Source organism: Actinomadura alba, from assembly GCF_014323705.1.
Taxonomy (GTDB): domain Bacteria; phylum Actinomycetota; class Actinomycetes; order Streptosporangiales; family Streptosporangiaceae; genus Actinomadura_C; species Actinomadura_C alba.
In genome coordinates this window covers 1-11,886 of the sequence record NZ_JABVEC010000014.1, presented here as the reverse complement: position 1 = coordinate 11,886, position 11,886 = coordinate 1, and the positions used below count along the sequence as shown (strand labels likewise).

Sequence of the window (11,886 nt, the reverse complement as noted above, 5' to 3'; positions counted from 1 at the left end):
ACGAGGCGCCCGAGCGAGGGAGACACGTGGAGCCCGATGGGTGCCTGCAGGCGGTCCTGTTCGACATGGACGGGCTGCTCATTGATTCGGAACGGCTCTGGCTGGAGGTCGAGGCCGAGGTCATGGCCTGGCTCGGCGGCAACTGGGGGCCGGAGCACCAAGAGCGGCTCGTGGGCGGTTCGCTGACCCGCACCGTCTCCTACATGCTCTCGCTCAGCGGGCCGGTGGCGCCGCCGGACGAGGTGGGGCGGCGCCTTCTCGACGGGATGACCGAGCGGTTGCGGACCGAGGTCCCGATGCTGCCCGGCGCCAAGGCCCTGCTGGGGGAGGTACGTGACGCGGGCCTGCCGAGCGCGCTGGTGTCGTCCACGCATCGGCGGGTCATGGAGCACGCTCTCGACGGAATCGGCCGTGAGCACTTCACCGTGACCGTGGCCGGGGACGAGGTGTCCAGCAACAAGCCGCACCCTGAGCCCTACCTCACCGCGGCCCGCCTGCTGGGGGTCGCCGCCGAGCGCTGCGTGGCGCTCGAGGACTCGCTGAGCGGCATCACCGCGGCCGAGGCGGCCGGCTGCGCATCCGTGGCGGTACCCAGCGTCGTCGCCATCCCCCCGGCGCCGGGCCGCCTCGTCGTCGAATCGTTGTCCGATCTTGATGTGCCGACACTGTCCGCGCTCGTGACCCCTGAGGGCCCTCGTCACCCCTAAGGGATCGGGTAGCGCGCTGGGATGAGGCCGGGCCGCGAGGAACCGTCCGTGCGGAGGAGTGGACGTGGCACGCGGGGATGCGAGGATGGAGGCGTATCGCAGTGAGAGCGGAGGCCGGCCATGGATGACTTCTTTCTGTTCGCGGTCAGTCTCGCCGTCACCCTGCTGGGTCTCGTCGGCAGCATGCGCGCCTACCGCCGCCGCGGCGCCGGCTCGGCCCTGCGCGGCACCGCGTGGTCGCTGGTGCCCATGGCCGCGTACCTCACGGGTCTGACGGCCTGGGCGACGGACCTTGTCTTCAGCCCGGTGAAATGGGCCGGTGTCGTGCTCCTCGGGCTCGCGGGCGTGCTGTATCTCGTCTCCGGAGTGATGCTGCGGCGCGGCGCGGCCGGTGGGGGCAAGGGCGCCGACAAGGGCGCCGCCGAGGCGCGACCGGCGGACCAACGGGGTGCTGGACGCCGAGCCGAGAAGAAGGCGATAGAGCCGAAGCGGTCCGCGGACATCGACCCTGATCTCGCCGACATCGAGAACATCCTGCGCAGGCGCGGGATCTCCTGAAAACCATCGCGGTCGCGACTTGATTACGGCCGTATCTTTGCTTGCGTCCTTTCAGGTACAGTAGCCCCTCGTCTAGGGGTTACATGCTCTTGGTTACGCTTTGGGGCGTTCGTCCGTTATGGCATCAAGAGCACATATGCCCTAGATGACGACGAGATCACAAGTCAGACACGGGGGCTAGCGTACGGGACCCCTGCGCGCGACATTCGTCCGGGGAGAGTAGGTTTCCCTCCAGCAGAGGGACGTTGCGAGTCCAGGACCAGTGAATACACCGTGGTTTTCTGGCTTGTCGGGATGTCCGTAGTGTGGCCGTGTTTGGGGAGGTATGTAGGTGACCGCACCGATCGAGGTGTCCGGGTCTGAGGTCGAAGCCCAGCCGGACGCCGTCCTTGCGGGAGTCGATCGCAAGGCGATCCAGGGGCGCTCTCTCGGCCAGATCGCATGGCTCCGCCTCAAACGCGACAAGGTCGCTCTCGGCGGCGGCGTGGTCGTGCTGCTGCTCATCCTGGCCGCGGTGTTCGCGCCCGTACTGGTGAAGCTACTGGGATATCCCCCGGACGAGTTCCACCGCGAGCTCATCGATCCGGTCTTCAGCCGGCCCACCGGAGCGTACGGCGGCATCGGCTGGGACCACCTGTTCGGCGTCGAGCCCATCAACGGGCGCGACCTGTTCAGCCGGATCCTCTACGGCGCGCGGATCTCGCTGCTGGTGGCGTTCCTCGCCACGCTGCTGTCGGTGTCGATCGGCGTGGTGCTCGGGATGGCCGCCGGTTACTTCGGGGGATGGGTCGACACCGTCATCGCCCGCGCGATGGACGTCTTCCTCGCCTTCCCCCTGCTGCTCTTCGCGATCGCGCTGGTGGGCGCCATCCCCAGCCAGGCCTCGATCTTCGGCCTCTTCGAGCTGAAGGACAACTCGCTGCGCATCGCCCTGCTGATCTTCATCATCGGCTTCTTCAACTGGCCCTACATCGGCCGCATCATCCGGGGACAGACCCTGTCGCTGCGGGAGCGCGAGTTCGTCGACGCGGCCCGCAGCATGGGAGCCCGCAGCCCGCACATCCTGTTCAAGGAACTGCTGCCGAACCTGATAGGGCCGATCCTCGTCTACTCCACCCTGCTGATCCCGACCAACATCCTGTTCGAGGCGGCCCTGTCGTTCCTCGGAGTGGGTGTGGCGCCGCCGACCCCGTCGTGGGGAGGCATGCTGTCGGACGCGGTAACGAAGCAGCTGTATCCGATCGCGCCGCACTTCATGATCGTTCCGGGTCTGGCGATCTTCATCACGGTCATGGCCTTCAACCTGTTGGGTGATGGCCTACGGGACGCCCTCGACCCCCGGGCGCGCTAATCATCCCGTTCTGTAATCAGAGAGGAATGTCTCGGGCATGAAAAGAACCAAGACGACCGTCGGCGTCGCGCTGAGCGCGGTGCTGGCGCTGGGGCTGGCCGCCTGTGGCGGTGGCTCCGACGACAACGGCGGCGGCGGTGATGGCGGCGGCGGTGGCTCCGCCTTCGACGCTGCGGTGAGCAAGGTCGTCAATCCGTCGACCAAGACCGGTGGCACGCTGAAGTACGTCATCACCGACGCGCCGGACTCGATGGACCCGGGCAACACCTACTACGCGTACAACTGGGACTTCACCCGGTACTTCGCGCGGGCGCTGCTGACCTTCGACCCCAAGCCGGGTGAGGCGGGGCTCAAGGTCGTGCCGGACCTCGCCGAGGGGCTGGGCCAGCCCAGCGACGGCGGCAAGACGTGGACGTACAAGATCCGCAAGGGTGTCAAGTACGAGGACGGCACCGAGGTCAAGGCCGAGGACATCAAGTACGCGGTCGCCCGCAGCAACTACACCGACGAGCTGCAGGGCGGCCCGCACTACTTCACCCAGTACCTCGCGGCGGGTGACTACAAGGGTCCGTACAAGGACAAGAACCTCGATGACTTCAAGGGCATCGAGACCCCCGACGACCACACGCTGGTCTTCAAGCTGAACCAGCCGTTCTACGAGTTCGACTACCTGCTCACCAACCCGCAGACCTCGCCGGTGCCCAAGGCGAAGGACACCGGGCTGAAGTACCAGGAGCACCCGGTCTCGACCGGCCCGTACATGTTCGAGAACCACTCCATCGGCAAGTCCTTCGCCCTGGTGAAGAACCCGAACTGGAGCGCCGCCACCGACCCGCTGCGCAAGCAGCTCGTCGACCGGGTCGAGCTCACCATGAAGGTGACCGGCGCCGACATCGACAACCGGCTCCTGGCCGGCACCGAGCACCTGATGCTCGCCGGCACCGGGGCCGAGGCCGCGGCGCGGGCCAAGATTCTGAGCTCGGACAGCCTGAAGAAGAACGCCGACAACCCGCTGACCGGCTTCCTGCGCTACGCGATGCTGTCGACCAAGGTGAAGCCGTTCGACAACATCGAGTGCCGCAAGGCCGTGCAGTACGCGCTGGACCGGACGGCGACGCAGGGTGCCTACGGTGGGCCGGTCGCCGGTGACATCGCCACGACGGCGCTGCCGCCGACCGAGACCGGGTACACCAAGTACGACCTGTACGCCACGCCCGGCAACAAGGGCGACGTGAACAAGGCGAAGACCGCCCTGCAGGCCTGTGGCCAGCCGAACGGCTTCGAGACCAACATCGCGGTCCGCGGTGACCGCGACAAGGAAGTCGCCGCCGGTGAGGCGATGCAGCAGTCGCTGGCCAAGGTCGGCATCAAGGCGCAGATCAAGAAGTACCCCTCGGGCGACTACAGCTCGCAGTACGCGGGCAAGCCGGCGTTCGTCCACAAGGAGAAGCTCGGCATCATCATCGCCGGCTGGGGCTCGGACTGGCCCACCGGCTTCGGCTTCCTCTCGCAGATCGCGCACAGCAAGGCGATCAAGGACTCGAGCAACTACAACGAGATGGAGCTCGAGGACCCCGCGATCGACAAGCTGCTGGACGACGGCGCGAAGACCGAGGACATCGCGCAGCGCGAGCAGATGTGGTCGCAGGTGGACAAGAAGATCATGGAGTCGGCGGCACTGGTGCCCTTCATTTACGAGAAGACGCTCCTGTACCGTCCGCCGAACCTCACCAACGTCTACTTCCACCTGGCCTACAAGATGTACGACTACCCTTCCATCGGCCTGCAGTAGTCGCGAGATAAGACAGTCCGTAGAAGGCAGGTGAAGGCATCGATGGCCGGCCGGGCAGCGGGGATCCGCCGTCCGGCCGGCCGTCACCGCCGCCCGTAGTGATCGCATTCATCGTCCGGCGCCTGGTGGCCGCCGTTCTCCTCCTCGTGATCGTCAGCATGGTGACGTTCGCGATCTTCTTCCTGGTGCCGCGGCTGGTCGGCTCGACCCCCGACGACCTCGCGTCTCGGTACGTGGGTCGCGATGCCAGCCCCACTTCGGTACAGGCCGCCAAGAAGAGGCTGCATCTCGACGATCCGGTCCCGCTGCAGTACGGCCGCTTCGTCAAGGGCATCGTGGCGGGGGACGAGTTCGACTACGGACCCCAGACCGTCAAATGTTCGGCGCCCTGCTTCGGCTACTCCTTCCGGACGTCGCAGAACGTGCTCGACCTGATCAAGGACCGGTTCCCGGTCACGGCCTCCTTGGTCTTCGGGGCGTCGATCCTGTGGCTGACCGGGGGTGTCGCGGTGGGTGTCCTCTCGGCGCTGAAACGCCGGAGCTTCTTCGACCGGGCGGCCATGTCGATCGCGCTGGCGGGCGTCTCACTGCCGATCTACTTCACCGGCCTGGTGTCCCTCTCGCTGTTCGCGTACACCTGGAAGATCTGGCCCGACGGCGTTCAGTACGCGAACCTGCTGGACAATCCGGTGAAATGGGCTTACAACCTCGTGCTGCCCTGGGTGACGCTGGCCTTCCTCTACGCGGCGATGTACGCCCGGCTGACCCGGTCGGGAATGCTGGAGACGTTGAACGAGGACTACATCCGGACGGCGCGGGCCAAGGGGCTCCCGGAACGCACCGTGATCACCAAACACGCTCTGCGCGCCACTCTGACACCGATTCTCACGATCTTCGGTCTCGACATCGGCCTGTTGCTGGGCGGAGCGGTTCTCACCGAGAGCACCTTCTCGCTACCGGGAATGGGCAAGATGGTGGTCGACGCCATCACCGGCAACGACCTCCCGGTGGTGCTCGGAGTCGTGATGTTCACGGCGCTCTTCGTGGTCCTGGCCAACCTGATCGTGGACCTTCTGTACGGGGTCGTCGACCCGAGGGTGAGGCACAACTGATGGGGGACGAGAAGGAGCGGACCGAGACGCTCGACGGCACTCCGGCCGCCGCCGAGGCGGCGCACCGGCCGCCGACGGCGTTCCTGGAGGTCCGTGACCTGCGCATCCACTTCCCGACCGACGACGGCCTGGTCAAGTCCGTCGACGGCCTGTCGTTCCAGCTCGAACGCGGCCGCACGCTCGGGATCGTGGGCGAGTCCGGCTCGGGCAAGAGCGTGACGAGCCTCGGCATCCTCGGCCTGCACAACCGCCGGAACGCCAACGTCTCGGGAGAGATCTGGCTCGACGGCCAGGAGATCGTGGGCTCGACGCCCGACCAGGTCCGCCGGCTCCGTGGCCGGAACATGGCCATGATCTTCCAGGACCCGCTGTCGTCGATGCACCCGTTCTACACGGTCGGTAACCAGATCATCGAGGCCTACCGGATCCACAATGACGTTTCCAAGCAGGTGGCGCGAAAGCACGCGATCGACATGCTGGGCCGGGTGGGCATCCCGCAGCCGGACAAGCGGGTGGACGACTACCCGCACCACTTCTCCGGCGGCATGCGGCAGCGAGCCATGATCGCGATGGCGCTCTCGTGCGATCCGGAACTGCTCATCGCCGACGAGCCCACCACGGCGCTCGACGTGACGGTGCAGGCGCAGATCCTGGACCTGCTCCGGGACCTGCAGGAGGAGTTCAACTCCGCGATCATCATGATCACTCATGACCTGGGCGTGGTGGCCGAGCTGGCCGACGACATCCTGGTCATGTACGGCGGGCGCAGCGTGGAGTACGCGACCGTCGACGACCTGTTCCACCGGCCGCTGCACCCGTACACCTGGGGACTGCTGGGCTCCATGCCCCGCCTCGACCGGGAGCGCTCCGAGCGGCTGCTGCCCATCAAGGGCACCCCGCCCAGCCTCATCAACCTCCCGTCCGGTTGTGCCTTCAACCCGCGGTGCGCGTATGCCGAGCTGAACGACGGCCGGAGCGAGACCGAACGGCCCGAGCTCAAGGAGCTCGAGCCCGGTCACAGCGTCGCCTGCCATCTGCCCCTGGCCAGGCGCAAGGAGATTTGGGACAACGAGATCAGGCCTAAACTGTGACGGCCATGGTCGGGGGACCAGGAGTAGCGTCGCTCCTGAAGACAATCCTGGAGTACGTGTGAGCACATCGGAAGGCCCGGTCACCGGGCCCGACGCGGACCGGCCGGCGGACGACCACGCGGTGGCGACCTCCACGGTCGACGTCACCAAGGAACCGGCGCCCGAGGCGAGCCGCGAGACCCTCCTCGAGGTGACGGACCTGCGGAAGCACTTCCCGATCACCTCGGGAATGCTCCGGCGGCAGGTCGCGGCGGTCAAGGCCGTTGACGACATCTCCTTCTCGGTGCGCAAGGGCGAGACCCTCGGCGTGGTGGGCGAGTCGGGCTGTGGCAAGACCACCACCGGCCGGATGATCATGAGGCTGCTCGAGCCGTCCGCGGGAAAGATCGTCTTCGAGGGCCATGACATCACGCACATGAAACAGCGGCAGCTTCGGCCGCTGCGGCGTGACATCCAGATGATCTTCCAGGACCCGTACTCCTCGCTCAACCCCCGGCACACCGTCGGTGCGATCGTCGGGGCGCCGTTCAGGCTGCAGAAGGTCAAGACCGAGGGCGGCATCAAGAAGGCGGTCCAGGAGATCCTGGAGCTCGTCGGCCTGAACCCCGAGCACTACAACCGGTACCCGCACGAGTTCTCGGGTGGTCAGCGGCAGCGCATCGGCGTGGCCCGCACGCTGGCCCTGCGGCCCAAGCTCATCGTCGCCGACGAGCCGGTGTCGGCCCTGGACGTTTCCATCCAGGCCCAGGTCGTCAACCTGCTCGAGGACCTGCAGGACGAGTTCGGGCTGACCTACGTGGTCATCGCGCACGACCTGTCGGTGGTCCGCCACATCGCCGACCGGGTCGCGGTCATGTACCTCGGAAAGATCGTCGAGCTGGCCGACCGGACCAGCCTGTACGAGTCGCCGATGCATCCGTACACCAACGCGCTGCTGTCCGCCGTGCCGGTTCCGGACCCGGACAAGCGCAAGGGACGGGAGCGGATCCGGCTGCAGGGTGACGTGCCGAGTCCGCTCAACCCGCCGCCCGCCTGCCGGTTCCACACCCGGTGCTGGAAGGCGCAGGAGATCTGCAAGACGGTCGAGCCGCCCATGGTCGAGCTCAAGCCCGGTCACCAGACCGCCTGCCACTTCCCCGAGAACGCGCCGGCCGGCGCGGCCGAGACGGTCGCCAAGAGCGCCGCACTGTAGGACGCCGCACTTGTAAGACACCGCACTGTACGAATCGCCCCGTACCGGCCCTGTGGCCGGTACGGGGCGATGGCGTTCGCGGGCCTCCTTGGTGGCCGGTGCGCCGGGCCCTATTCGGTCGCGATGGCCTTGAGGACGTCCATGCGACCCGCCCGCCAGGCCGGCCACAGCGCCGCCAGCATGCCGATCACGCCGCCGAGCACGACGTAGACGACGAGCGTCACCACGGGGATCTTGAGGATGTCGAGGCCCTGGTCGGCGAGACCGTTCTGGACCGCCGCCCCGAGCGCCACGCCGATCCCGATGCCGAGCAGCGCGCCGAAGACCGCGATCACCACCGACTCCAGCCGGATCATCCGGCGCAACTGTCGGCGGCTGACGCCGACGGCGCGGAGCAGTCCGATCTCCCGGGTCCGTTCGACCACCGAGAGGGCCAAGGTGTTGATCACCCCGACCGCCGCGATGATGATCGACATCGCCAGCAGGATCGTGAAGAACACGACGACCTGGTCGAGCTGCTTCTGGAACGACTCCTTCACCTCGGAGCGGTCCTGGACCTGGAGGTTGGGGTAGTCGCGCAGCGCTCCCTCGACCGCCTGCTTGCTGGCCGTGCCCGGCGTCGCCACCTGCACCATGCCCATGAAGGCGAGGGGCTTCGCGGTGTGCGCCAGGTAGGCCTGCTCCGACAGCAGCCGCGATCCGATGACGTCGTTCTTCTCGTAGATCCCGGCGACGCGCAACTGCTGACGCGCCCCGTCGGTGAACTGGGCGGGAAGGGTGCTGCCCACCTTGTAGTCGTTCGATTTCGCGGTGTCCTCGTCGACGAGCAGCCCGTCGGCGCCGAGGTCGGTCGAGCCCGACAGCATCTTGAGCTTGGCGCCCTCGGTGATGCCGGCCATGTCACCGGACAGCACCGAGGCCCGCTTGCCGTTCACGTTGATGTTGCCGACGTACATCGCCGTGGCCTGGTCGACCCCCGGCGCCTGGCCGACCGCCTTGATGGCATCGGGACTGAAGCCGCCCTGGGTCTCGGAGATGATCATGTAGTCGGCGCCGAACTGCCGGTCCACCGACCGGCCGATCGACGCGACGGCCGAGGAGTTCACCACGTTGATCGCGCTCACCAGGGCGAGACCGATCATCAGGGCCGACGCCGTGGCGGCGGTGCGCCGCGGGTTGCGCAGAGCGTTCTCGCGGGCGAGCCGGCCCGGGGTGCCGAACAACCGGGGGAACACCCCGCCGAGCACCCGGATCACCGGCTTGCTCAGGATCGGGGCGAGCACCGCCACGCCGATGAACACCATCCCGACACCGATGCCGAGCAGTAGCAGCGGCTCCGGCCCGGCGTCCGCGATCCCCGCCACGACGAGCCCGGCGCCGAGCACGGTCAGAGCCGAGCCGATGCCCGCCCTCCTCCGCAGCGACCGCTGGGGGAGCGCGACGTCGTCGCGCATCGCGGCGACCGGCGCGATCTTCGCCGCGCGGCGGGACGGGAAGTAGGCCGAGATGAGAGTGATCGTGACGCCGACGGCGTAGGACCAGATGACCGGGGTGACGGTGAACGTCAGGCCGGTGGAGCCCTCCGAACCGTCGCTCATCAACGCCTGTAGCCCCGCGGCCAGCCCGACGCCGGCCAGCAGGCCGATGGTCGAGCCGACGATGCCCACCCCGAGCGCCTCGCCCATCACGGCCCGGGTGACCTGCCGGCGCGACGCGCCGATCGCCCGTAGCAGCGCCAGCTCCCTCGTGCGCTGGGCGACCAGCATCGAGAAGGTGTTGAAGATGATGAAGGCGCCGACGAAGACGGCGATGAGCCCGAAGACCAGCAGCAGGACCTGGAGGAACGACAGGAGTTGCTGGATGTCGTCCTTGAGCTCGTCCCGCAGCGCGCTGCCGGTGATGGCCTCGACATCGCCGGGCAGCGTCCGCGCCACCCGGTCCCGCAGGACGGTCTCGCCGACTCCGCTGCTCACCAGCTGGATGTCGTTGAAGTAACCGGGCTTGAGCAGCAGCCGCTGTGCCGTCGCGGTGTCGAAGGCCGTGACGGTCGCGCCCATCATGTTGCCGGTTTTGATCACCCCGACGACCGTCATCGTCTGCGTCGGGCCCTGGAGCAGGATCCGCGCGCGGTCCCCGAGCCCGTAGCCCGCCTTCTTCATCGTCGCCTCGTCGATGGCGACCTCGGACGGCCCCTGTGGCGCGCGACCGGACTGTATGTCGTAGTCGCCGCCGTTCACCCAGTTCATCCCCATTTGGGGAGGGCCGAGGGTGGCGACGGTCTTGCCGTTCTTGCCGATCACCGCCGCGTATCCGCCGACGTTGCCGACGACGTCCTTGACGCCCTCGACCTTGCGCAGCTCGTCGGCGAGCGCGGCCGGGACCGGGGGCCGGCTGCTCACCTGCTCGTCCGATCCGGACTGCACGGCCTGCTTGGCCCGTACGTCGACCGCGACGTTCTTGCCGATGCCGGCGAACAGGTCGTCGAACTGCTTCGACATGGAGTCGGTGAAGATGAACGTACCGGCGACCATCGCCACCCCGAGCACGACCGAGAGCGCGGTCAGCGCCAGCCGCAGCTTGTGCGCGGTGAGATTGCGCAGCGTGACCTTGGTCATCATGATGCAGTGACCCCCGGCAGGTCGAAGCCCTTCATGCGCTCCAGGACCTTCTCGGCGGTGGGCTCCACCATCTGGTCGACGATGCGGCCGTCGGTCAGGAACAGCACCTCGTCGGAGTAGGCTGCGGCCGCCGGGTCATGGGTCACCATGACGATGGTCTGGCCCATCTCCTGCACCGAGTTGCGCAGAAAGGACAGGATCTCGGCGCCGGAGCGGGAGTCGAGGTTCCCGGTGGGCTCGTCGGCAAAGATGATCTCCGGTCGGCCCGCGAGGGCGCGGGCGCAGGCGACGCGCTGCTGCTGGCCGCCGGAGAGTTCGCTGGGGCGGTGCTTGAGACGGGGCCGGAGGCCGACGGTGTCGATGACGTGGTCGAGCCAGTTCGTGTCCGGCTTGCGGCCGGCGATGTCCATGGGCAGCGTGATGTTCTCGAGCGCCGTGAGCGTCGGCACGAGGTTGAAGGCCTGGAAGACGAAGCCGACCTTGTCGCGCCGCAGGCGGGTGAGCCGCTTGTCGTCGAGGCGGGAGAGCTCGACGTCGCCGAGGAACACCTGGCCCGAGTCGATCGAATCCAGGCCGGCCATGCAGTGCATCAGGGTGGACTTGCCGGACCCGGAAGGGCCCATGATGGCCGTGAACCGGCTCTTGGGGATGCCGACGGTCACGTGGTCCAGGGCGATGACCTCCGCGTCACCGGTGCCGTAGATCTTCGAGATCTCCCTGACCTGCGCCGCGAGCGGGCCCGCCCCGGGCTGCTCCAGCCCCTCGGCGGACGTTGGAGCGGTGTTCTTCACGTTGGAACTCCCTGTGGGGTAAGGATGGTCGTACGGATTGGGGTGGGTCGCCCCCTCGACCCATAAGCAACGGTAGAAGTCCCCGTGACTTATGTGATCGGCATTGGGAAGGGACTTCCGTCTCCGTCTTCCGCATGAGCGCGCCCCTGTCCCTCCCCCGTGGGGACGAGGCGGCGCTGCCGGTCCCCCTAGGGGAGCTCGCTCGCGGGATGCCGTGGACGCGTGCGCTCAAGGAGGCGCGGCGCGTTCTGCGCCCCGGCGGCCGCATCGTGCTCCTCGGCCAGGACCGGGACACCTTCGTCATCGACTCGGCCGACCCGGGGCTCACCCTCCCGGCCGCGACCCGGCCCTGAGACGGTATGAGCCGGGTATGGACGGGCTCAGCCGGACTGGCCGGGCTGGCTCATACCCGTCTCGTAGGCGTACACCACCGCCTGGACCCGATCCCGCAGCCTCAGCTTCGCGAGGACATTGCCGACATGGGTCTTCACCGTGGTCTCACTGACCACCAGCTCGGCGGCGATCTCGGCGTTGGACAGGCCCCGCGCCACATGCCGCAGGACCTCCCGCTCCCGCTCCGTCAGAGTGTCCAGGCCAGGCGGGGGCGTCGACTCCCGCACCGAGGGCAGGCGCGTCGCGAACTTGTCCAGCAGCCGGCGGGTGACGCTGGGCGC

The 11,886-nt window shown here is 67.8% G+C and carries 11 protein-coding genes; 8 read left to right on the top strand and 3 right to left on the bottom strand.

The window, feature by feature from the left end:
• Nucleotides 1-26 precede the first annotated feature (26 nt).
• From HKK74_RS19205 to HKK74_RS19175, 7 genes are all read left to right on the top strand, one after another.
• Nucleotides 27-707: an HAD family hydrolase gene (locus HKK74_RS19205; protein WP_312881612.1), complete on the top strand. Its 681-nt coding sequence runs from the start codon at nucleotides 27-29 to the stop codon at nucleotides 705-707.
• Nucleotides 708-827: 120 nt separating this feature from the next.
• Complete coding sequence (locus HKK74_RS19200; RefSeq protein WP_187244627.1) at nucleotides 828-1,265, top strand: hypothetical protein; 438 nt, start codon at nucleotides 828-830, stop codon at nucleotides 1,263-1,265.
• 331 nt (nucleotides 1,266-1,596) lie between these two features.
• The gene (locus HKK74_RS19195; protein WP_187244626.1) at nucleotides 1,597-2,616 is read left to right on the top strand and encodes an ABC transporter permease; all 1,020 of its coding nucleotides are present in this window, start codon (nucleotides 1,597-1,599) and stop codon (nucleotides 2,614-2,616) included.
• A gap of 37 nt (nucleotides 2,617-2,653) precedes the next feature.
• Nucleotides 2,654-4,408, top strand: a complete 1,755-nt coding sequence (locus HKK74_RS19190) for an ABC transporter substrate-binding protein (RefSeq protein ID WP_187244625.1) — start codon at nucleotides 2,654-2,656, stop codon at nucleotides 4,406-4,408.
• Between the two features lie 98 nt (nucleotides 4,409-4,506).
• Complete coding sequence (locus tag HKK74_RS19185; RefSeq protein ID WP_187244624.1) at nucleotides 4,507-5,520, top strand: ABC transporter permease; 1,014 nt, start codon at nucleotides 4,507-4,509, stop codon at nucleotides 5,518-5,520.
• The gene (locus HKK74_RS19180) at nucleotides 5,520-6,611 is read left to right on the top strand and encodes an ABC transporter ATP-binding protein (protein ID WP_187244623.1); all 1,092 of its coding nucleotides are present in this window, start codon (nucleotides 5,520-5,522) and stop codon (nucleotides 6,609-6,611) included. Before HKK74_RS19185 ends, HKK74_RS19180 begins: the two co-directional genes overlap by 1 nt.
• Nucleotides 6,612-6,732: 121 nt before the next feature.
• Entirely contained in the window at nucleotides 6,733-7,803 is a 1,071-nt protein-coding gene (locus tag HKK74_RS19175) for an ABC transporter ATP-binding protein (RefSeq protein ID WP_187244792.1), read from the top strand.
• 110 nt (nucleotides 7,804-7,913) lie between these two features.
• On the opposite strand, the gene HKK74_RS19170 is transcribed toward HKK74_RS19175, so the two are convergent.
• Nucleotides 7,914-10,421 carry an ABC transporter permease gene (locus HKK74_RS19170; RefSeq protein ID WP_246491754.1) on the bottom strand — a complete coding sequence of 836 codons (2,508 nt, stop codon included), beginning with the start codon at nucleotides 10,419-10,421 and terminating at the stop codon, nucleotides 7,914-7,916.
• The gene (locus HKK74_RS19165; RefSeq protein WP_187244622.1) at nucleotides 10,418-11,212 is read right to left on the bottom strand and encodes an ABC transporter ATP-binding protein; all 795 of its coding nucleotides are present in this window, start codon (nucleotides 11,210-11,212) and stop codon (nucleotides 10,418-10,420) included. Before HKK74_RS19165 ends, HKK74_RS19170 begins: the two co-directional genes overlap by 4 nt.
• A 134-nt stretch (nucleotides 11,213-11,346) precedes the next feature.
• On the opposite strand from HKK74_RS19165, the gene HKK74_RS39140 reads away from it, so the two are divergent.
• The gene (locus HKK74_RS39140) at nucleotides 11,347-11,565 is read left to right on the top strand and encodes a methyltransferase domain-containing protein (RefSeq protein WP_222722473.1); all 219 of its coding nucleotides are present in this window, start codon (nucleotides 11,347-11,349) and stop codon (nucleotides 11,563-11,565) included.
• 27 nt (nucleotides 11,566-11,592) lie between these two features.
• Here HKK74_RS39140 and HKK74_RS19155 read toward each other — a convergent pair.
• Nucleotides 11,593-11,886: response regulator transcription factor (locus HKK74_RS19155; RefSeq protein ID WP_187244621.1), on the bottom strand; the 294-nt coding region annotated here is incomplete at its 5' end.